This is a genomic window from Collinsella aerofaciens (genome assembly GCF_040915545.1).
Taxonomy (GTDB): Bacteria; Actinomycetota; Coriobacteriia; order Coriobacteriales; family Coriobacteriaceae; genus Collinsella; species Collinsella aerofaciens_BE.
In genome coordinates this window covers 111,607-133,455 of sequence record NZ_JBCPDH010000002.1, presented here as the reverse complement: position 1 = coordinate 133,455, position 21,849 = coordinate 111,607, and the positions used below count along the sequence as shown (strand labels likewise).

The 21,849-nt window shown below is 60.2% G+C and carries 20 protein-coding genes and 2 tRNA genes; 21 read left to right on the top strand and 1 reads right to left on the bottom strand.

Going from position 1 to position 21,849, the window contains the following annotated elements:
* The first annotated feature begins 12 nt into the window (after positions 1-12).
* From AB5202_RS01435 to AB5202_RS01410, 6 genes are all read left to right on the top strand, one after another.
* The gene (locus AB5202_RS01435) at positions 13-459 is read left to right on the top strand and encodes a pyridoxamine 5'-phosphate oxidase family protein (protein WP_368143980.1); all 447 of its coding nucleotides are present in this window, start codon (positions 13-15) and stop codon (positions 457-459) included.
* Between the two features lie 44 nt (positions 460-503).
* Complete coding sequence (locus AB5202_RS01430) at positions 504-914, top strand: pyridoxamine 5'-phosphate oxidase family protein (RefSeq protein WP_368143981.1); 411 nt, start codon at positions 504-506, stop codon at positions 912-914.
* A 257-nt stretch (positions 915-1,171) separates the two neighbouring features.
* Positions 1,172-2,242 carry an N-acetyl-gamma-glutamyl-phosphate reductase gene (argC, locus tag AB5202_RS01425; RefSeq protein ID WP_368143983.1) on the top strand — a complete coding sequence of 357 codons (1,071 nt, stop codon included), beginning with the start codon at positions 1,172-1,174 and terminating at the stop codon, positions 2,240-2,242.
* A gap of 134 nt (positions 2,243-2,376) precedes the next feature.
* The gene (gene argJ, locus AB5202_RS01420; protein ID WP_368143984.1) at positions 2,377-3,645 is read left to right on the top strand and encodes a bifunctional glutamate N-acetyltransferase/amino-acid acetyltransferase ArgJ; all 1,269 of its coding nucleotides are present in this window, start codon (positions 2,377-2,379) and stop codon (positions 3,643-3,645) included.
* An 81-nt stretch (positions 3,646-3,726) separates the two neighbouring features.
* Positions 3,727-4,707 (top strand): acetylglutamate kinase, encoded by a 981-nt coding sequence (argB, locus tag AB5202_RS01415; RefSeq protein WP_055252306.1) that lies wholly within the window; start codon positions 3,727-3,729, stop codon positions 4,705-4,707.
* A gap of 69 nt (positions 4,708-4,776) precedes the next feature.
* The gene (locus tag AB5202_RS01410; protein WP_368143985.1) at positions 4,777-6,060 is read left to right on the top strand and encodes an aminotransferase class III-fold pyridoxal phosphate-dependent enzyme; all 1,284 of its coding nucleotides are present in this window, start codon (positions 4,777-4,779) and stop codon (positions 6,058-6,060) included.
* 612 nt (positions 6,061-6,672) lie between these two features.
* Here the strand turns inward: AB5202_RS01410 and AB5202_RS01405 are convergent.
* A tRNA-Val gene (locus tag AB5202_RS01405) sits at positions 6,673-6,748 on the bottom strand.
* A 187-nt stretch (positions 6,749-6,935) separates the two neighbouring features.
* Between AB5202_RS01405 and asnB the strand changes: the two genes are divergently transcribed.
* The 15 genes from asnB (at position 6,936) to AB5202_RS01330 (ending at position 21,746) form a co-directional block, all read left to right on the top strand.
* Positions 6,936-8,816, top strand: coding sequence for an asparagine synthase (glutamine-hydrolyzing) (gene asnB / locus AB5202_RS01400; RefSeq protein ID WP_117563808.1), 1,881 nt, complete (start codon positions 6,936-6,938; stop codon positions 8,814-8,816).
* A 112-nt stretch (positions 8,817-8,928) separates the two neighbouring features.
* The gene (locus AB5202_RS01395) at positions 8,929-10,491 is read left to right on the top strand and encodes a Mur ligase family protein (protein ID WP_368143986.1); all 1,563 of its coding nucleotides are present in this window, start codon (positions 8,929-8,931) and stop codon (positions 10,489-10,491) included.
* A 107-nt stretch (positions 10,492-10,598) separates the two neighbouring features.
* Positions 10,599-11,510 carry an HAD family hydrolase gene (locus AB5202_RS01390; protein WP_195503953.1) on the top strand — a complete coding sequence of 304 codons (912 nt, stop codon included), beginning with the start codon at positions 10,599-10,601 and terminating at the stop codon, positions 11,508-11,510.
* Between the two features lie 51 nt (positions 11,511-11,561).
* Positions 11,562-12,446: a glutamate racemase gene (murI, locus tag AB5202_RS01385; RefSeq protein WP_368143987.1), complete on the top strand. Its 885-nt coding sequence runs from the start codon at positions 11,562-11,564 to the stop codon at positions 12,444-12,446.
* 54 nt (positions 12,447-12,500) lie between these two features.
* Positions 12,501-13,226 carry a ribonuclease PH gene (rph, locus tag AB5202_RS01380; RefSeq protein ID WP_195232425.1) on the top strand — a complete coding sequence of 242 codons (726 nt, stop codon included), beginning with the start codon at positions 12,501-12,503 and terminating at the stop codon, positions 13,224-13,226.
* A 143-nt stretch (positions 13,227-13,369) separates the two neighbouring features.
* Positions 13,370-14,011, top strand: a complete 642-nt coding sequence (gene rdgB / locus AB5202_RS01375; protein WP_022094898.1) for an RdgB/HAM1 family non-canonical purine NTP pyrophosphatase — start codon at positions 13,370-13,372, stop codon at positions 14,009-14,011.
* Positions 14,012-14,014: 3 nt separating this feature from the next.
* A complete protein-coding gene (gene dtd, locus AB5202_RS01370) occupies positions 14,015-14,461 on the top strand; it encodes a D-aminoacyl-tRNA deacylase (RefSeq protein WP_368143988.1) in 447 nt (148 codons plus the stop codon).
* A gap of 183 nt (positions 14,462-14,644) precedes the next feature.
* Entirely contained in the window at positions 14,645-14,941 is a 297-nt protein-coding gene (locus tag AB5202_RS01365; protein ID WP_006234957.1) for a Veg family protein, read from the top strand.
* Positions 14,942-14,943: 2 nt separating this feature from the next.
* A complete protein-coding gene (gene ispE / locus AB5202_RS01360) occupies positions 14,944-15,840 on the top strand; it encodes a 4-(cytidine 5'-diphospho)-2-C-methyl-D-erythritol kinase (protein WP_368143989.1) in 897 nt (298 codons plus the stop codon).
* Between the two features lie 49 nt (positions 15,841-15,889).
* Positions 15,890-15,966, top strand: a tRNA-Pro gene (locus tag AB5202_RS01355).
* Between the two features lie 112 nt (positions 15,967-16,078).
* On the top strand, positions 16,079-16,354 hold the full coding sequence (tatA, locus tag AB5202_RS01350; RefSeq protein WP_022094895.1) for a twin-arginine translocase TatA/TatE family subunit: 276 nt from the start codon (positions 16,079-16,081) through the stop codon (positions 16,352-16,354).
* 106 nt (positions 16,355-16,460) lie between these two features.
* Complete coding sequence (greA, locus tag AB5202_RS01345) at positions 16,461-16,931, top strand: transcription elongation factor GreA (protein ID WP_006234960.1); 471 nt, start codon at positions 16,461-16,463, stop codon at positions 16,929-16,931.
* 79 nt (positions 16,932-17,010) lie between these two features.
* Entirely contained in the window at positions 17,011-18,975 is a 1,965-nt protein-coding gene (gene lysS / locus AB5202_RS01340) for a lysine--tRNA ligase (protein ID WP_346982257.1), read from the top strand.
* Between the two features lie 340 nt (positions 18,976-19,315).
* Positions 19,316-20,884 (top strand): threonine/serine exporter family protein, encoded by a 1,569-nt coding sequence (locus AB5202_RS01335; RefSeq protein ID WP_229030355.1) that lies wholly within the window; start codon positions 19,316-19,318, stop codon positions 20,882-20,884.
* 313 nt (positions 20,885-21,197) lie between these two features.
* On the top strand, positions 21,198-21,746 hold the full coding sequence (locus AB5202_RS01330) for a DUF2798 domain-containing protein (RefSeq protein WP_368143991.1): 549 nt from the start codon (positions 21,198-21,200) through the stop codon (positions 21,744-21,746).
* Positions 21,747-21,849: the final 103 nt, after the last annotated feature.

The following is a 21,849-nucleotide window of genomic DNA, read 5'->3' as shown; positions in this document are numbered from 1 at the left end:
AAAGGGGTCCCTATGACCGACAACGACCGCACGGCTCAGCTTGAGCGCGCCTGTTCGTATCTCAGGCGCATTCCGGCGTGGTATCTGGCCACGACCGATGCAAGTGACGGGCATCAGCCTCGCGTGAGGCCGTTTTCGTTTGCCATGGTCGATGACGGTAAGTTGTGGTTTTGCACGTCGCGCGACAAGGACGTGTGGGCGGAGCTGAGTGCGAATCCCAAGTTTGAGGTATCGAGCTGGAAGCCGGGGGAATGTTGGATCGTATTGACCGGCGAAGCCGCACTTGAGGACGACGCAGTTGCGAGCGACAAGGTGCGTCAAGCGGGTTTTAAGCACATGGTGGGCATTGGCGAGGAACACGAGAGTGCCAACGACGGCCGCCTTGCTTTCTTTTCGGTCCGCAATATTGCCGCGCGCTTCTGTGATATCGACGGCAGCGAGGAGCGCCTGGAGCTCTAGCTCGCACAAACCAGGTTCCCAAACTAACTAGTACAGGAGGAAACGTGGACGGATTGAATACGGTGTTGGAGTATCTGACGTCGGTGCCGGCATGGTATTTGGCGACGAGCGTTGACGGACAGCCTCATGTGCGTCCGTTTTCGTTTGCGCAGATCCAGGATGGCAAGCTGTGGTTTGTAACAGCGCGCACCAAAGATGTGTGGCAAGAGCTGCTGCAAAACCAGCGCTTTGAGGCCACGAGTTGGTGGCCGGGCCATGGCTGGCTCATCTTGCGCGGGCGTGCCGGCTTGGATGACCGGGCTTTAGACGAAATGCGCGAAGCCGGGTGGAAGCATCTAGAGCACCTGGGCGAGCACTATGAGGGGCCTAACGACCCCATGCTCGTCTTCTTTAGCGTCGAGGATCCCGAGGCTTTTATCTGCAATCACGACGAATGGGTGCCGGTCGAGCTCTAGCCGGCTGGCTCATCCTAACAACTTGGTTTTCGCATGGGCGGGCCCCGTATTGCCCGGTGCCGTTAGGAGCGCCGGTCAATACGGGGCCCGCTCCATTTGTCAATTCCTTCAAGCGAATGTGTCGGGATTGTTTCAATGCATGAATATGCAAGCCATTTACGTGTTCATGCATCTTTTGGTGCTAAAGTTTCAACTCACCTCATAACGACCACTGCGAAATGCGCATCGGTGCATAAATCGCAGACAAGGAGTCTGATATGTCATTGAAGGTTGGAATCGTCGGCGCGGCTGGATATGCCGGAGCCGAGCTCATTCGCCTCGTGCTCGGCCATCCCGAGTTTGAACTTGTTGCCATTACGTCCAACGCCGATGCCGGCCAGCCGCTGTCCGCGGTGTATCCGAGCTTTGCTGGCGTGAGCGATCTGGTTTTTACCACGCATGACGCCCCCGAGCTTAAGAGCTGCGATGCGGTTTTTCTTGCCGTGCCGCACACGGCTGCCATGGCACAGGTGCCCGCGCTGCTTGCATCGGGCGTCTCCTGCTTTGATCTTTCGGCCGACTACCGCCTGAACGACGCGTCCGTCTTTGAGACGTGGTATGCCGCCGAGCATACGAGCCCCGAGCTGCTCAAGACCCGTGCCTTTGGCCTGCCCGAGCTATTCTGCCGGGACTTGGAGACCGCTGCTTCCAGCCATGCCGCTGGCAGGCCCGTGTTGGTCGCCTGCGCCGGTTGCTATCCCACCGCAACGAGCCTTGCTGCCGCTCCCGCCGTGCGCGCCGGCTGGGTTGCCCAGAGCGGCCCCGTAATCGTCGATGCCATTAGCGGCGTGACGGGTGCCGGTAAGTCCTGCAACGCCCGCACCCACTTTTGCAGCGCGGACGAGAACCTGGAAGCCTATGGCGTGGGTAAACATCGTCATACGCCCGAGATTGAGCAAATCCTTGGCTTAACCGATCGCGTCGTCTTTACCCCGCATCTGGCACCGCTCAAGCGCGGCCTGCTCTCCACGGTGACGATGCCGCTTACGCCGCAGGCTATCGATACCTTGACCCTTGAGGACGTTGTCGACTATTACAAGCAGTTCTACGCTGGACGCACCTTTGTGCGTGTGCTCGACGCCGGCCAGCAGCCCAAGACGGCTTCGGTCGTCGGAACCAACGCCGCCCAGATTGGCCTCGCGCTCAACAAGCGCGCGGGCGTGCTGGTGGCGACGGGCGCCATCGACAATCTGTGCAAGGGCGCTGCGGGCCAAGCGGTCCAGTGTGCCAATATCGTCTTTGGCTTTGACGAGCGACGAGGCTTGCCCACAGTGGCGTGCCCGGTGTAGCACATTCGATTGTTAACGATTTGGTAGTCGGGCATCGAGTGGGGCGCCACTCTTAAGCTGGTCTCATGATCACGACTGGCATGGCGCACCAACCGATGTCCGTTTTTTGTTTGACATAAGGAGCCATAAAGACGATGAATACTGAGCTGTTTGATATCAAGATTCGCGCCGTCGAGGGCGGCGTTACGGCTGCGGCTGGTTTTAAGGCTGCAGGCATCCACGCTGGGTTCCGCAAGAACCCAGAGCGTCTGGATTACGCGCTTGTCGTGCCCGATAAACCCTGCCCCGGTGCCGGCGTGTTTACCACCAATCGCTTTTGTGCGGCGCCCGTGCAGGTGAGCCGTGCCAACCTGGGCGGTGCCGACAAGGGCTACGGTATCATCGCCGGCGTTTCGGTCAACTCTGGCAATGCCAACGCTGCCACGGGTGAGACCGGCCTTGCATGCGCGCGCGAGACGTGCAGCATCGCATCGCAGGTCATCGGCTGCGAGCCCCAGCAGATTCTGGTTGCCTCCACGGGTGTGATTGGCCAGATTCTGCTGATCGACACGTTTGAGACCGCCATTCCTGCTGCCTACGAGGCGCTCTCCGCCCACGGTGGCGCCGATGCCGCTCGCGCCATCATGACGACCGACACGCACTCCAAGGAGTACGCCGTGGCCTACGTCAGCGAGGCTGCGGGTCATGCGGGCAATGTCTATACGGTAGGTGGAATGTGCAAGGGCTCGGGCATGATCATGCCCAACATGGCCACCATGATTGCAGTTATCACCACCGATGCCCCCGTCGAGCCTGCGGCACTTCATGCCCTGCTGCTCTCGACCGTCAAGCAGACCTTTAACAAGGTAACGGTCGATTCCGACACCTCGACCAACGACACCTGCATCATGCTTGCCTCCGGCGCCGCTGCCGCAGATGCCGAGCCTATCGTCGAGGGCTCCGATGCCTTTGGCGAGTTGGCATTTGCCGTGCACGAGGTGTGCGAGAGCCTGGCGCGCAATATCGCCGCCGATGGTGAGGGCGCATCCAAGCTTGTTACGGTCAACGTTACCGGCGCCGTGAACGACGAGGAAGCCGATATCGCCGCCCGTGCCGTTGCCAACTCGCCGCTCGTTAAGACCTGCATCGCCGGCCACGACTGCAACTGGGGTCGCGTTGCCATGGCGCTTGGCAAGTGCGGCGTGAAGTTTAATCAGGAAGACGTTTCCATCGACATGATGGGCATGCCTGTCTGTCGCGACGGTCTGACTGTTCCCTTTGACGAGGACGAGGCTCTACGACGTTTCGAGGCGCCCGAGATCGTGGTCTCGGCCGACCTGGGCGCAGGCGACGCGGCAACGACCGTGTGGACCTGCGACCTCACGCATGAGTACATCTCCATCAACGGCGACTACCGTTCCTAGATTCCAGGCACGCTGCGCATCTTGCCGCGATTGCGGACAGCGGAGCACGGCGCGATAACGATACGAAAGACGAGGCAGATTATGAAATTCGCACGCGATTGTCGTTCGAGCGAATCCAACGAAGCAACCGCGCAGCTGCTGTTCGAAGCGCTGCCGTGGATTAAGAACCTGACCGGCAAGACGGTCGTTATCAAGTACGGCGGTGCCGCCATGGTTGATGAGCAGCTGCGCCGCGACGTGATGAGCGACATCGTTTTGCTCAAGATCATCGGTATGCGCCCCGTCATCGTGCACGGCGGCGGCAAGGCTATCAACGAGGCGCTGAGCCATTACGATATTCCCGTCGAGTTTAAGAACGGCCAGCGCGTGACCACGCCGGCGACTATGGATATCGTGCGCGAGGTGCTGGGCGGCAAGGTTAACCAGGAGCTGGTTGCTGCCATCAACCACCACGGCAACCTGGCCGTGGGCGTGTCGGGCAGCGATGCCGGCACGCTTATCGCCGAGCCACTCGACCCAGAGCTCGGCCGCGTGGGCAAAGTGACGCACGTCAACACCGACTATATCGAGCGCTTACTCGATAGCGAGTATATCCCCGTCATCGCTACCGTCGCGGCGGGGGAGGACGGCGGTTTCTTCAACATCAACGCCGATACCGCCGCCGGTGCCGTTGCCGCGGCGCTCCACGCGCATAAGGCAATCTTTTTGACCGACGTCGATGGCCTGTACAAGGACTTTAGCGACAAGGACTCGCTTATCTCCAACCTAACGCTCGACGAGGTCAACGAAATGCTCTACGGCGGCGAGGTCGATAAGGGCATGATTCCTAAGCTGCGTGCGGCCGTCGATGCGCTTACCGGCGGCGTATTTCGTGCCCACATCATTAACGGTACTACGCCGCATTCGCTGCTCCTGGAGCTGCTGACCGATGCCGGCGTCGGCACCGTGATCCATTCCACCGAGACGGCTTACGAGTTCGATACGCATCCGCATCCGCTTTCGACGTTTGCTGCGCGTCTGACCGAGAACCTTGACGAGGTCGAGAAGCTTCAGACGGTCTAGCTGACCCTCAGCCGCCCCATTCCTGCACCCATAGCCCCGCGCCGTCTGGCGCCCAACGAAAGGCATCTCATGTCACTTGCAGCTCAGCAATCGCTTGAATCCCATTACGTTATGCATACCTTTGGCCGCTCTCCGGTCGAGTTTGTCGAGGGTCACGGCATGAAGCTCACCGGCGACGATGGCCGTGAGTACCTCGACTTTCTTGCCGGCATCGGCGTGTGCAGCCTAGGTCATGGCGACCCGGCTGTGCTCTCGGCGCTCGAAGCACAGACCAAAAAGCTCATGCATGTCTCCAACTATTTCTACATCGAGCAGCGCGGACAGGTCGCGGCGCTGCTGTCCAAGCTTGCTAACGACGACGTAGATGGTGCGCGCGTGCTTGCCGATGCCATTGCCGCCGGCGATGAGACCACGGCAGCTGCGCTTGGTGCCCCGGCTGCGGATGAGCAGGTTTGGGAGACCTTCTTTGCCAACTCTGGCGCCGAGGCCAACGAGGGCTCGATGAAGCTCGCGCGCCTGTATGCCAAGCGTGCCGGTAATGGCGGCAACACCATCGTGTGCATGCGCGGCGGCTTCCACGGCCGTACGCTCGAGACCATTGCCGCTACCATGCAGGATTGGCTGCAGGACAGTTTCCGCCCGCTGCCGGGTGGCTTTGTGGCCTGCACGCCCAACGATGTTGACGAGCTGCGTGCGATCTTTAAGCAGCTGGGGAGCGAAATTTGTGCCGTGATGCTCGAGCCGATCCAGGGTGAGAGTGGCGTGCACCCCATGACCGAGGAGTTTATGGCGGCAGCGCGCGACCTGGCACACGAAGTGGGCGCCGTGCTTATCGCCGACGAGGTCCAGTGCGGTATCTTCCGCACGGGTAAGCCGTTTGCGTTCCAGACCTATGGCGTGGAGCCCGACATCATGAGCCTTGCCAAGGGCATTGCTGATGGCGTGCCCATGGGTGCCGTCGTGGCAAAGAAGGAGATTGCCGACGTGTTTAAGCCGGGCGACCACGGCTCGACCTTTGGCGGTAGCTGCTTGGCCATCGCGGCGTGTGCCGCGACGCTCTCCGCGCTTGTGCGCGGCGATTATGCCGAGCATGCTGCCAAGGTGGGCGCCTATATGGAGCAGGCGCTGGCTAAGCTTCCGCATGTGGTAGAGGTGCGTGGCCGTGGCCTGATGCTCGGCTGTGATTTGGATGATGCCGCGGGCGACGCGCATGATGTTGTTGCTCGCGCGCTGACCGCCGGTGCCGTGATCAACGCTACAGGTGCGCATACGCTGCGTTTCTTGCCGCCGCTCGTCTGCGAGGAAGCCGACGTGGACAGTCTGATCGAGATCCTGTCGGGTGTCTTGGGCTAACGCGGTGCAATAACTCAATTTGGACCGGGTTCTGGACTGCGGGCGTGCCCTATGTGGCATGATTCAGCGGTCTGGAGCCCGTTTTGCCTTAGATTTGCTAAGGCGGGGGAGACCTGCTGGTCAAAAAACATCAAATATGAGTACTGTTACCGATTTGGTAGCAGCAATTTTGGACTAATAAGGCTAGATAGCAAGACGAAATGGCGATGAATACACGATTTTAATCCAACTGTTAGTCCTTATAATGGACACATGTTGCGTAACTTAAGCAAAAGCTATCTTTTTATATGTTGCAAGCAAAGTAACAGTACTCATTTTTGCCATTTTTTGACCACGGACCTTGAAATAAGGGGTCCTTAGAGCTCGAATCCCATGCACTGGGCCCAAACAAAAACGGTCCCCCTTCGAGGACCGTTTCCAATTCAGTGGTGGGCGATGAGGGATGTCCGCGTGCGGCTGGCGCCGCCCGCGCCCCGCTTCGTCGCTCCGCTCCTCGCGTGCTGCGCTGGAAAACGCTTCGCGTTTCCTCAGCTCCGCACCCTGGCGGGTTCGAATCCCATGCGCCGGGCCCAAACAAAAACGGTCCCCTTTCGAGGACCGTTTCCAATTCAATGGTGGGCGATGAGGGATTCGAACCCCCAGCCTTGTGCGTGTAAAGCACCTGCGCTAACCGTTGCGCCAATCGCCCGTGCGGAGAGAGTATAGCAAAACAATCGCCTCATTCACCTCATATCCATTAAAGGTAACTGGCACGTGTCGCAGCGGAGCTGATTCAGTTGAGATTGCCTGAACATTCCGCCCCTCTTTACGCCCTCGGGTATACTCAAAAGCTACTGATTCGATTTGATGCCCAGCAACAGCAGAGGGGATAGCATATGTGCGGTTTTGTCGGTTTTGTCGGTGGGACGGATAACCAATCCGAGGTGCTCACCAAGATGATGGACCGCATCGTCCATCGCGGTCCCGACATGGGCGGTCAGTTTATCGACGGCCGCGTTGCCCTCGGCTTCCGCCGCCTGTCGATCCTCGACCTGACCGAGGCTGGCGCCCAACCCATGGCCAACGAGGACGGTAGCGTCGTCATTGTCTTCAACGGCGAGATCTACAACTTCCAAGAACTCCGTTCCGAGCTCGAGGCCAAGGGCTACAAGTTCCACTGCGGCGCCGACACCGAGAGCCTCCTGCACGGCTACGAGGAGTGGGGCGAGGCCGTTCTCGATCGCCTGCGCGGTATGTACGCCTTCGTCATCTGGGACAAAAAGAAGAACAAGCTTTTTGGCGCCCGCGACATCTTTGGCATCAAGCCGCTCTACTACTATCCCATGGCCGATGCGGGCGACGGCGCTCCGGGCGTGCTCTTTGGTTCCGAGATCAAGAGCTTCCTGGACTACCCGCACTTCCACAAGGCGGTCAACAAAAAGGCTCTGCGTCCGTACATGACGCTGCAGTATTCGGCAACCGAGGAGACCTTCTTCGAGGGTGTCTACAAGCTGCCGCCGGCGCACTACTTTACCGTCGATATCCCGACCGGCAAGATGAACATCGAGCGCTACTGGGATTGCGATTACTCTGCCGTCGAGAAGCCGTTCGAAGAGTATGTCGATGAGCTGGACGAAGTCGTGCACGAGAGCGTCGAGGCCCATCGCATCGCCGACGTCAAGGTCGCGTCGTTCCTCTCCGGTGGCGTCGACTCCAGCTACATCGCCGCTTGCCTCATGCCCGACAAGACCTTCTCGGTGGGCTTTGACTACAAGAACTTCAACGAGACCAACTACGCCAAGGAGCTTTCCGATAAGCTCGGCGTCGAAAACGTTCGCAAGATGATTACCGCCGACGAGTTCTTCGGTGCGCTCGAGGACATCCAGTATCACATGGACGAGCCACAGTCCAACCTGTCTTCCGTGCCGCTGTGGTTCTTGGCCGAGATGGCCCGCAAGGACGTCACCGTCGTGCTTTCGGGCGAAGGCGCCGACGAGCTTTTTGGCGGCTACGCCTACTACGAGGACACGGTCCCGGTGCGCAAGTACAAAAAGATGGTGCCGCTGCCCATCCGTCGCGCGCTCGGTAACCTGGCGCTGCATATGCCGTACTTCAAGGGACATAACTTCCTAGTCAAGGGTGCCGAGATCCCCGAGAAGTCGTTCCTGGGACAGGCTCTGGTATGGCCGGAGCGCGAGGTCGACGGCGTGCTCAAGCCCGAGTACAACACCGGCGACGGCGCCTTTGAGCTCGCTGCACCCATCTACGCGCGCGTGAAGGGTCAGCCCGAGCTGGTCAAGAAGCAGTACCTGGACATGAACATGTGGCTCCCGGGCGACATTCTGCTCAAGGCCGACAAGATGTGCATGGCGCACTCGCTGGAGCTGCGCGTGCCCTTCCTGGACCGCAAAGTCATGGAGTTCGCCGAGCACATTCCCGACCGCTACCGCATCAACGAGAACGGCAACAAACAGGTACTCCGCCACGCTGCCAACAAGTCGCTGCCCGATGAGTGGGCCACCCGTCCCAAGGTGGGCTTCCCGGTGCCGATTGTCTACTGGCTGCGCGAGCAAAAGTGGTACGACTATGTCAAGGAGTACTTCACCGCGCCGTGGGCAAGCGAGTTCTTCGATACCGACGAGCTCATGCACCTGCTCGATCTGCACTTTGCAGGCAAGGGCGATTTCCAGCGCAAGATCTATACGCCGCTCGTGTTCTTGGTGTGGTACAAGCGCTTCTTTATCGACGAGGACCAGCCCGCTGTTCAGGCTGCCTAGCCTCGGCTTACGAACGCCTGCGCGTAACGGCTCCTCCGGGAGCCGTTTTTGCGTGGGTGCGTTTCAGTTACTATAAAAACCGTCCCTGCCAAATGGCTGAGAAAGGTGAAAGATGCACCATTCGGATTCCGCGACCGTGACCACGGTCGATACGCTTGCCAAACTGCTCGATGTGTGCGGCGTGCTGCGCGCATCAGAGCAGGTTGACGAGCGTGCCGTGACCGGCTGCTCGTTTGATTCGCGCGCGGTCTCGGCAGGTGACGTATTCTTCTGCAAAGGTGCTGCCTTTAAGCCCGCGTTTTTGAGCATGGCGCTCGATGCGGGCGCCGTCGCATTTGTGTGTGAGGAGTCGCTGGTCGAGTCTCTGGAGCCGCTGGCGAAGGAGAGCGGTGCTGCGATGCTGGTTGTTGATAGCGTTCGCACGGCCATGGCCCTGTTGCCGCCGGAGGTCTACGACCGTCCCGACCACGACGTCAAGATCGTGGGCATCACCGGCACCAAGGGAAAGACCACGGCCGCTTTTATGCTCCAGTCGATTATCAAAGCGGCGGGCGAGTCCTGCGGCATGATCGGCTCGGTGAGTACCGACGATGGCATCGAGTGCTACGAGAGCACCAATACTACGCCTGAGGCCCCCGAGGTCTGGCGCCATATCGCCAACTGCCGCACGTCCGGTCGCCAGTCCATGGTCATGGAGGTTTCGAGCCAGGCGCTCAAGTACCAACGCGTCGAGAATCTGCCGTTTGACGTGGCGTGCTTCCTCAACATCGGCCGCGACCACATCTCGCCGATCGAACACCCCACGTTTGAGGATTATTTTGAGAGCAAACTCAGGATCTTTGACCAGGCAAAGACCGCCGTGGTGAATTTGGGCACCGAAGAGGTCGACCGTGTGCTGGAGGCAGCGTCGACGGCCGAGCGCTTGGTGACCGTTGGCGTCGAGCATCCCGAGGCAAGCCTGTGGGCGAGCGACGTACGCATGGCCGGCTTTAGCATCGAGTTCAACTTGCATGGCCTGTGTGCCGACGAGTCCGAGGCGGGGGAGAAGGTCCTGCTGGGCATCGCGGGCGACTTTAACGTGGAGAACGCGCTGGTCGCTATCGCCGCCGCGCGCGAGATCGGCATCGGTATCGAGGCTATCAAGAAGGGCCTCTCCAAACTGCGTGTGCCGGGCCGTATGGAGGTCGTGGAGTCGAAGGACGGCCGCGTGATCTGCGTCGTTGACTATGCGCACAACCAGCTTTCGTTCCGTTCGCTTTTCTCGTCGGTCAAGCGCGCGTTTCCCGCCAGCCCCGTCATTGCGCTGTTTGGCGCCGCCGGCGGCAAGGCTCAGGAGCGCCGCGAGCAATTGCCACGCGAGGCCGCACCATATTCCGACCTGATGATCTTTACGAACGAGGATCCAGCTCACGAGGACCCGATGAAGGTCTGTCGCGAGCTTGCCGAGCATGTTCCCGACGATACGCCGAACAAGATCATCCTCGACCGCGAAGCCGCCGTGCATGCGGCGTTCAAGGCGGCGCGCGAGGAGTACGTCAACCCCGATGCTCCCACCATTGTCTTGCTGCTGGCAAAGGGTGACGAGGAGCTCATGCACGTGGGCGACGAGTTCGTGCCCATCGAGAGCGACCTTTCGCTGGCCAATCGCCTGATCGATGTTACCCAGTTTGACTAATGAACCATGATGGCGGCGGCGCCCTGAGTGCGCTGTCGCCATAAGCGTGTTCCCTCAATCAAAACATGCAGTCCAAGTCCAAACCCTTCTACGTAAACGGAGTAACCATGTCCCACAACACCCTGCCGACCGTTGCCGAGCTTTCGGGCGAGATGCGCGAGCGCTTGGCCAAGGTCAAGTACGTCTTTACCGACCTGGATGCCACGATGCTCGCACCCGGCTCGTGCGTGCTGCGCGACAACGACGGCAACCCCTCGACCAAACTCGTCGAGGCCGTCGTGGCGCTCGCTCGCGCTGGTATTCAGGTGGTTCCCACCTCGGGCCGCAACCGTACCATGATCCACGAGGACGCGCGCGTGCTCGGCCTCAACTCCTACATCGGTGAGATGGGCGGCCTGGTCATGTACGACCTCAAAGCCAACGATTGGGAGTATCTGACCGGTGACATGCCTTACGACCCCGCCTGTGGCCTTACTCCGCACCAGGTGATCGAGCAGACCGGCGTGTGCGAGAAGATCCTTGCCCGCTGGCCGCACAAGATCGAGTATCACAACGACATGTCGACCGGCTACAAATACCGTGAGGTCACCGTCGGCATGCGCGGCGATGTGCCCGACGATGAGGTCCAGGCCATCCTGGACGAGGCCGGCTGCGGTCTGATCTGGGCTTGCAACGGCCATCTGACTCACCTGTCCAAGCCGACGACGCTCGAGCTCGATCGCGTCGAGGACGGTCGCGCATTCAACATCAACCCCGCGGGCCTCAACAAGGGCGTCGCCATTGCGCGCTTCTGCGAGCACCTGGGGATCGAGCGCGAGGAGACGCTCGCGCTCGGCGACTCCGAGTCCGACTTCTACATGGCCGATCACGTGGGCACGTTCTGTCTGGTCGAGAATGGCCTGACGAGCGCCGGCGCGCCCGAGTTCCTGGCTGCTTACGAGAACGCTTTCGTTACGCGCGGCAAAATTGTCGACGGTTGGGCGGCGACGGCAGAGCTGCTGGTCGCGGCGCGTTCGTAGCGCGCCGCCGCCGCACTTGGACATGTCTTTTCGAGAGAGACTGGTGAGGTAATGTCCGATATCGAGAATCCGGCAGGCGACACGCGCCCGATTGGCGTGTTCGATTCTGGTTTGGGCGGTCTGACGGTTGCGCGCGCGATTGCGACGGCGCTGCCGCACGAGTCCGTCTACTACTTTGGCGACACCAAGCGCTGTCCCTACGGCACCCGCACCGAGGATGAGGTGCGCTCGTTTGCGTTGCAGGCGGGTCGTTGGCTTTCGAAGCACGACGTCAAGATTATGGTCATCGCCTGCAACACGGCGACCGCTGCGGCCTTGCGTCTGGCCCAGCAGGTGCTCGACGTTCCCGTGATCGGCGTGATCGCGCCGGGTGCCCGTGCGGCAATCAACAGCACGCGTACGCGTCGCGTGGGCGTGCTCGCCACCAACCTCACCATTCGCTCGGGCGCCTACACGCGCGCCATTCAGGACCTGGATGCCGGCGTCGATGTATACGGCTGTCCTGCCTCGAGCTTTGTCGAGGTTGTCGAACACGAGCTCGCCTCGGGTGCACATCTGCAGGAACAGTGGCTTGAGAACGAGGACATCTTCGATACGCCTGCCGTGCGTGCGCTGGTGGGTGCCACGGTTGAGCCGCTGCGCGACCACGGTATCGATACCGTGGTGCTTGGCTGTACGCATTTTCCGCTGTTGGTGGGACCTATCCGCCATGCGCTGGGGCCTGGGGTGCGCGTCGTGAGTTCCGCCGAGGAGACCACACGCGAGCTGACCGATATCCTCACGCGCCGCGAGCAGCTGGCGGGCGACGCCGCCGAGCCGCAGCATCGTTTTGCCACGACGGCCGATAACATTGCCGAGTTTGCGGTGGCGGGCAGCTTTATCTTTGGTCAGCCGCTCAAGAGCATCGAACACATCGATATCGATGAGCTGCAATAGATGTAAGGCAGCCGCCAAAGCTTTCGCCACATCTTTTGCCGAAAGGATATTTCTATGGAGTACATGCAGGTCAACCGCGCCAACGGTCGCGCCGCCAACGAGTTGCGCCCCGTTAAGCTCACTCGTGGCGTCATGAAGCACGCCCACGGCTCGTGTTTGGCCGAGTTCGGTGACACGCGCGTGCTGTGCGCCGCCACTATCGAGGAGGGCGTGCCGGGCTGGCGAAAGGGAGCTAAGGCCGGCTGGGTGACCGCGGAATACGCCATGCTGCCGGCGTCGACCGGCAAGCGCTGCAAGCGCGAGCACGCCAACCGCAAGGGTCGCTCCATGGAGATCGAGCGCCTCATTGGCCGCAGCCTGCGTACCGTCGTCAACATGAAGGCGCTCGGCGAGTACACCGTCACCGTTGACTGCGATGTGATTCAGGCCGATGGCGGCACGCGTACAGCGAGCATCACCGGCGCCTGGGTGGCGCTGCACGACGCCCTCGCCATGTGGGTCGAGGCGGGCAAGATCGAGCGCATCCCGCTTATCGGCCAGGTGGCTGCCATCTCCATGGGCGTTGTCGACGGCAATACGCTGCTTGACCTCGATTATTCCGAGGACAGCCATGCCGAGGTCGACATGAACCTCGTCGCCACCGACACCGGTGAGATGATCGAGCTCCAGGGCACCGGCGAGCAGGCGCCCTTCGACCGCAAACGCCTCAACGCCCTGCTCGACCTGGGCGACAAGGGTATCGCCGAGCTCATCGAGCTTCAGCGCCAAGCCATCGCCTAACCTGCCAAAAAGGGACAGGTTTATTTTGGTAGGTTTTATCTGCGGAGACGTCTAGGCACAAGACAGCCGTTGATTGAGAGGGGAGAGGCAGAGGCCCTCGTCGCCCTCGGCGCGGCATTGCTATAGAGACAAGGAGACCACTCATGGCACTTGAGAAGATCGACATCGACACCCTCGACCCGGCGGCGACCATCGTCGTGGCAACGGGCAACGCCCATAAGCTCACCGAGATCGAGGCCATTTTGGGCAAGGTTATGCCCGAGGTTCGCTTTGTGGCGCTCGGTCAGCTGGGCGATTTTGAGGACCCCGAGGAAAACGGTACGACGTTTTTGGAGAACGCCATCATCAAGGCCCAAGCCGCGGTTGAGGAGACGGGCCTTATGGCCATTGCCGACGATTCGGGCTTGGTCGTCGACGCGCTGGACGGTGAGCCCGGTGTGTATAGCGCGCGCTATGCGGGCGTGCACGGCGACGATGCCGCCAACAACGCCAAGCTTCTCGTTAACCTGGAAGGCGTGGCAGATGAGGACCGCACCGCGCGCTTTATGAGCGTCGTCGCGCTCATCGACACGGACGGTCTGGTTACCTATGGCGAGGGCGCCTGCGAGGGCGTTATCGCGCACGAGGGCCGCGGCGACCATGGTTTTGGCTATGACCCGCTGTTCCTGCCGGTCGACACGCCGGGCAAGACCATGGCCGAGCTGACGGCGGACGAGAAGAACGCCATCAGCCATCGATTCCATGCGCTCGAGCACCTATCCGCCAAACTGACGGGCGAGGAGTAGGCCGTGCGTGCGGTAGTGCAGCGCGTGCTCAACGCCGGCGTGACGGTCGACGGTGAGTGCGTGGGCAAAATTGGGCGCGGCTACCTGGTGCTGCTGGGTGTGGGCCATGACGATACGCGTGCCGAGGCCGACAAGCTGTGGGGCAAGCTCCGGGGCTTGCGCATTAACGAGGACGAGAACGGCAAGACCAACTTGGCGCTTGCCGATGTCGACGGCGAGGTGCTCGTGGTGTCGCAGTTCACGCTGTTCGCCGACTGCCGCCACGGTCGCCGCCCATCGTTTACGGATGCCGGCGCCCCCGATGTCGCCAACGAGCTCTACGAGTACTTCCTGACGCTTGTTCGTCAAGATGTCGAACACGTAGCACATGGCATCTTCGGCGCCGATATGAAAGTCGACTTGGTCAACGACGGTCCATTCACCATCGTCCTGGACACCGACAACCTTTAGGTTACGCGGTTTTACCAAACCGCGTAACAACTGGTCATGCGAGATTGTCGTCTGGTACGTATTTGGGACGGGGCTAATTTAGCTACTTGCGTATGGCGGCAGCAGGGTGCTATAGTATTAGAGTTTTGTCTATCTTAGGGGTATTATCCCCTTTTTGAATTGCACCTTCTGGAGGCCCTGTTCATGGAAGAGATGGAAGTCAATCACGTCGACGACATCCACGAGAAGCTGACCGATATGGTGGGCGATCGCGTCAAGGTTAAGGCCAACATGGGCCGCACCCGCGTCGTCGAGCGCATGGGCACCATCAAGAGCGTCCACCCCGCCGTCTTTATCGTCGAGGTTGACGAGCGCCGCGGCCGCAAGTCGCGTCAGTCCTACCAGTATATCGATGTCCTCACCGGTCAGGTCGAGCTGTTCGACCCTGAGAGCGGCGAGCATATCTTTACCCCGCTCGGCAATCAGCTCGAGGAGCATTAACGGTGACCGATCGGTCCCTGACTCTTTCCGCGCCGGCAAAGATTAACCTCTACCTGGGGGTTCATACCGAGCGCGATGACCGCGGCTACCACAGGGTCGATTCCCTGATGGCGGCCGTCGGTCTTTCCGATACCGTGACGGTCACGCCGGCGCAGGCGCTGACCGTCCAGACGGTTCCAGCATCAGATTTTCCCATGCAAAAGAATACGGCGTATCGGGCTGCGGTTGCTATGGCCGAGCATTATGGTCGCGAGGCAAACATCTGCGTGACGATTGAGAAGCGCATTCCATTGTGCGCCGGCTTGGGCGGCCCCTCGACGGATGCGGCCGCGGTCATTGTCGCCTTGGCGGAGCTCTGGGGCATTGATCGCACCGACCCAGCGCTCGACGACATTGCGCGAGGCATCGGTGCCGACGTCCCGTTCTTTTTGCACGCGAGTCCTGCGTTCTACGTAGGTGGGGGAGACGTGCTGGCAACTGAGTACCCCGCGCTGCCCGCGACGCCCGTCGTGCTGGTCAAGCCGCGCGAGGCAAGTGTTTCGACAATTGAAGCCTATCGACGTTTTGACGAGGCCTCGGTGCCTGCGGACAAGCCCGGCGCGATAGCTTCTGCCTTGCGTGCTGGTGATGCCGAGACGGCATATGCACTCATCCATAACAACCTTGGTGTCATTTCCGCACAGATGGAGTCGCAGATTCAAACGGTCCTCGACTGGCTGCGTAAACAGGACGGAACCGTTGCTGTAGATGTGTGCGGATCGGGTGCCTGCTCGTTTGCCATTTGCGACACCGCTGCCACGGCCGAAAGGCTTGCCGATGCTGCCCAGCAAAATGGCTGGTGGGTCTGCGCGACTGAGCTTATTCCCAACACGGTTCAAATCGACGCGCCAAAGAAATAAAAATTTCTCTAGCACGCGGCGAAAATCTTTGTTACTATAGTCGAGATAACGGGTTGTGGCTCAGTTTGGTAGAGCACTGCGTTCGGGACGCAGGGGTCGCTGGTTCAAATCCAGTCAACCCGACCAGAGCATGAGGAGGGACCGCTTCTTGCGGTCCCTTTTTTTAGCTAGTGTTGTGATACCGCGATACCCGCGGTATACTCATTCGAGCTTGTCTCGCTGTATTGTGGAGGTCTACATGTTTGGACTGAGGGCTCCTGAGCTCATCATTATTCTCGTCGTTGTCCTGATTATCTTCGGGCCCAAGAACCTGCCGAAGCTCGGCAAGTCCCTCGGCTCTACCGTCAAGAATATCCGCGAGGGTATGGAGGGCGACGATAAGGCCGAGACCAAGCAGGCCGAGGAGGTCGTGGTCGAGCAGTCCGAGGAGGACAAGGAGATCGCTGAGCTCGAGGCCAAGCTCGCTGCTGCCAAGAAGAAGCAGGCAGAGGACAGCGACGCGGACGCAGAGTAGTCCCATCCCTTTGGGGTGAGCACCTGACCGGCTTGCCCGCAGGCTAGCCGGTCTTTTTCGTTTTGTTGACAGTTGATTGTTTGATCAGAGTTGGGGAGATATCCGTATGGACGCAAGCCAGATCGTACTGACCGCTGAGGGCCGCCAGAAGCTCGTCGAGGAGCTCGCTTGGCGTGAGGGCGATTACGCCAAGGAGATCGTCGAGGACATCAAGGAAGCCCGCGCGTTCGGCGACCTTTCGGAGAACTCCGAGTACGACGCCGCTAAGGACAAGCAGGCCCAGAACGCCGCTCGTATCGCCGAGATCCAGGCCATCCTCGCCAACGCTCAGGTTGCTGCCACCACGGGCGACCTGACCGTCTCCATCGGTTCCACCGTTTCGCTGATTGATCCCAACGGCGAGGTCATGGAGGTCACGCTCGTCGGTACCACCGAGACCAACTCGCTCGAGCACAAGATTTCCAACGAGTCTCCGGTCGGTCACGCCATCATTGGTCACGGCGAGGGCGACTCCGTCGAGGTCGTTACGCCTTCCGGCAAGACTCGCGTCTACACCATCGCCAAGATCGCACGCTAGACCACGGTCCCGCGTAAAGGTATGTTTTCGCTCCCTGGGACCGAATCCTGGGGAGCGTTTTAGTTTGAGGAGCTAACTTATGGCAGAGAACCAGAACGTCGCCGATCAGGCATCGACGCTCAACGACGAGCGCGCCACCCGCCTGGCCAAGCGCGCCGCCCTGTTCGAGGCGGGCCAGAACCCCTATCCCGAGCACTCTGAGCTTGAGGACTACGTCGCCGATATCGAGGCTAAGTACGCCGAGCTTGCCGATGGCGAGGACACCGAGGACGTCGTGAAGATCGCCGGCCGTGTGGTCGCCAAGCGCGGTCAGGGCAAGATTATGTTCATCGTCGTGCGCGATGCGACTGCCGAGATTCAGCTGTTCTGCCGCATCAACGACATGGACGAGGCTGCCTGGAATACGCTCAAGGCCCTCGACCTGGGCGACATCCTGGGCGTGACCGGCGTGGTCGTGCGTACCCAGCGCGGCCAGCTTTCCGTTGCCCCTAAGAGCGCGACCCTGCTTTCCAAGGCCGTTCGTCCGCTGCCCGAGAAGTTCCACGGTCTTTCCGATAAGGAGACCCGCTATCGCCAGCGCTATGTCGACCTGATCGCCAACGACGACGTTCGCGAGACCTTCCGTAAGCGTTCGCAGATTCTCTCCACCTTCCGTCGCTTTATGGAGTCCGACGGCTACATGGAGGTCGAGACCCCCATCCTGCAGACCATCCAGGGTGGTGCCACGGCCAAGCCGTTCATTACCCACTTCAACGCGCTCGATCAGGAGTGCTACCTGCGTATTGCCACCGAGCTGCACCTCAAACGCTGCATCGTCGGTGGTTTTGAGCGCGTGTTCGAGATCGGCCGCATCTTCCGTAACGAGGGCATGGACCTTACCCACAACCCCGAGTTCACCACGATGGAGGCCTACCGTGCCTTCTCCGACCTCGAGGGCATGAAGGCGCTCGCCCAGGGCGTCATTAAGGCGGCTAACAAGGCCATCGGCAACCCCGAGGTCATCGAGTACCAGGGCCAGACCATCGACCTTTCTGGTGAGTGGGCCAGCCGTCCCATGACCGACATCGTCTCCGACGTGCTCGGCAAGCAGGTCACCATCGACACGCCGGTCGAGGAGCTTGCTGCCGCCGCGCGCGAGAAGGGCCTGGAGATCAAGCCCGAGTGGACTGCTGGCAAGATCATCGCCGAGATTTACGATGAGCTGGGCGAGGACACCATCGTCAACCCGACCTTCGTGTGCGATTACCCCATCGAGGTCAGCCCGCTTGCCAAGCGCTTTGAGGACGACCCGCGCCTGACCCACCGCTTTGAGCTGGTCATCGCCGGCCACGAGTACGCCAACGCATTCTCCGAGCTCAACGACCCGGTTGACCAGGCTGAGCGCTTTGCTGCCCAGATGGCCGAGAAGGCCGGCGGCGACGATGAGGCCATGGAGTATGACGAGGACTACGTGCGCGCCCTCGAGTACGGTATGCCTCCCGCGGGCGGCATTGGCATTGGTATCGACCGCGTGGTCATGCTGCTTACCAACCAGGCTTCTATCCGCGACGTGCTGCTGTTCCCGCACATGAAGCCCGAGAAGGGTTTCCAGTCCGGTGCCGCTGCCGCCAAGGCTGCCGAGGCCGGCAACGCCGCGAGCCCGTTCGTTAAGTCGCTTAAGCCCACGCTCGATTACTCCAAGATCGCCGTTGAGCCGCTGTTCGAGGAGTTCGTCGACTTCGATACCTTCTCCAAGAGCGACTTCCGCGCCGTGAAGGTCAAGGCATGCGAGGCCGTCAAGAAGTCCAAGAAGCTGCTGAACTTTACGCTCGACGACGGCACCGGCACCGACCGTACCATCCTCTCCGGTATTCACGCTTATTACGAGCCCGAGGACCTGGTCGGCAAGACCTTGCTCGCCATCACCAACCTGCCTCCGCGCAAGATGATGGGCATCCCCAGCTGCGGCATGCTCATCAGTGCCATCCACGAGGAGGATGGTGAGGAGCGCCTCAACCTGATCCAGCTCGACGCCTCCATCCCCGCCGGCGCAAAGATGTACTAATTTGTTACGCGGTTCTACGAACCGCGTAACGGTTCGACGCTGCGCGGGCCGCATTTGGACAATCTGACGTTCAACTTCAAGGGCGCGACCAAAAGGTCAGCGCCCTTTCGTTTCACGTCACCTTGTCACAAATGCGACCCGCTCGCTGGCGTTGCCAATACATCGACGTTGTCGGAGTAGTCATTGGGGACGTTCTTAAACGACTAGTCGTTGGGGACGTTCTTAAACGACTACCCAATGGCTATTGCGAACATGGCTCGCATGACAGCCGTCTCTTTTATGTTTCCTTTAGCCGTCGCTGTCTAGGATGGGGGTTAGTCGATAGGAAGGGAGCACCGGGATGGACGATGCGAGCGAGCGCGCGATTGAAGAGGACATGCTCGATCAGTTCAATTACTTTGATGATGAGGACGAGGAGCTGATCGACCGTCGCGAGCCAGCGCCGCTTGATTCCTTTGATCTGGTCGATGAAGAGGCTGATGAGGTTGAGGGTGAATCAGTGGAGCCCCCACAGCCTTCGCGCCTTGACTCGCTGCTTTCGAGAGCCCCCATGCACCACGGCGTTCGTGCCGGCGCGCTCCATATGAAAACTGACTGGCATCAGATCGTGACGGCAGGCGATGAACTTGCCGTCGATGCGCCGCTCACCGATAAGTCATCCATCATCTGCCGCACCGGCATGCTTATGCTCGCGAGCGGAACGGGTGCCTGGCGTGTACGCGATACCATGAATCGTGTTGCTGACGTGCTCGGCGTCACAATTCACGTCGACCTGAGTCTTCTGTCGTTTGAGTGCACTTGCATCGAAGATGGCCACTGCTTTAACGAGGTTGTCAGCCTGCCCACAACGGGAGTCAATACCCATCGCATTTGGATGATGGAGAGTTTCCTCAAGGAAATCGAGACCTATGGTCGTCGCTTCACGGTACACGAGTATCACGAGATGCTCAGGACCGTTGAGAGCTCAAAGCCCGATTACTCTCCCTGGCAACAGGGCCTTGCGGCAGCCTGTGCTTGCGGCGCCTTCGTCTTTTTGCTCGGCGGCGGCCCTATCGAGATGGCCTGCGCGTTTGTGGGCGCGGGTGTCGGCAACTTTGCCCGCTCCCATATTCTCAAGCAAGGCCTTGGTCAGTTCAGCGCGCTGACGACCGGCGTTGCGCTCGCTTGCGTTTCGTATCTGCTGGCATTGCTCGGCCTTGGCCAGGTCATACCGGGGGCAATGTCGCACCAAGAAGGCTATATCGGCGCCATGCTCTTTGTGATTCCCGGCTTTCCGCTCATTACGGCGGGCCTCGACATCGCCAAGCTCGACATGCGAAGCGGTATCGAGCGCCTTTCATATGCCGTATCGATTATTGTGATGGCGACGCTCGTAGGTTGGATGGTTGCCGAGTGTGTTGGCCTGGCGCCGGACGACTTTGCCCCACTGGGCCTTTCGCCGCTTGCCCTTACGCTCCTGCGCGTGGTGATGAGCTTCGTTGGCGTATTCGGCTTCTCGGTGATGTTCAACAGCCCGGTAAAGATGGCCGCGGCAGCTGGGTTGATCGGCGCCGTGTCCAATACCCTGCGTCTGACCCTTGTCGATGCGCCGACGATGATTCCCTTCCTGGGCCTCAGCACGGGAATGCCTCCCGAGGCAGCAGCGTTTATCGGCGCGCTGGTATCGGGTCTGCTGGCAAGCTTGGCCGAAGTCAAGCTCACCTACCCGCGCATCGCCCTCACGGTACCTTCGATTGTCATTATGGTGCCCGGTCTGTATCTCTATCGCTCTATGTATTACATGTGCACCTTCGACACGGTCAACATGCTCGGCTGGTTTGTGCGCGCAGTGCTCATCGTGGCGTTTCTGCCCGTTGGCTTGGGCGTGGCGAGAACCCTCACCGACCCTCGCTGGCGCCATACCAGCTAATTGGTGCAAGGGGGACAGGTTACTTTGCACCAAATGAGTTGCGGTGAAATAGGGACTGAATTGTTGCTTAAAGGGTCAAAACAGTCCGTATTCCACCGCAACTTAGGGGGTCGGGGGATTATTGGTGCCCTGCATCTTCATAAACTCAACGCTTACGAAGCGCGGGGTTTTCGTGCTAGGCTGGTTCCACCACATAAGTAGTCGCAGACGCACGTATCACGGGCGGGCGAGATGAAGTCCCAACAGCTCCATCTTGCCCGCCCGTTTTTGTTGCGTGATGCCGCGGCGTAACACGGAAAGGACCATGCCCTTTATGCCTATCAACAAACGAGAGAGCCTGCTGTTCACCTTTATCATGTGCTTTTGCATGGTGCTCTGGATGAGCATTTACAACGTTGCCCTGCAGCACGGGGCCATCAACGGCGAGGTCGTTGCCGCTGCGTGGCTCGGCTTCCCCGTTGCCTACATTTTTGCCATGTGCTGCGACTGGTTCGTCGCCAGCCCGCTCGCCAAGGGTTTCGCCTTTAAGTACTTGGTCGCGCCGGGCAAGAGCTCGCCGCTCGCCATGACGCTCGCCGTTAGCTCCTGCATGGTCGTTCCCATGGTCATCATCATGTCGCTCTACGGCGCGTGCGAGGGCCTGACGCACATGCCCGGCGGCATCCTTGCGAACCTGTATTCCGTGCCCGCGATCTGGATGATCAACATCCCGCATAATTTTGTGATGGCGCTGCCGTGGAACCTTTTGGTAGCCGGTCCGATTTCCCGCTTCGTCTTCCGTCGCGCCTTCCCTGTGGGGACGGTTTTCGAGGAGGAGCATGCCGAGCTCTTGGAGCAGGCTATGGCTTCTGAGTGCGAGTAGCTCGCTTAGGGACCTGCTGAGCGCGGGCGACTTGCTTGGTTGGAGCCCTAAGCGTGGATAGCTCGCTCGGCGACATCGCGGGCGCGAGCGGTGCGCATGACCG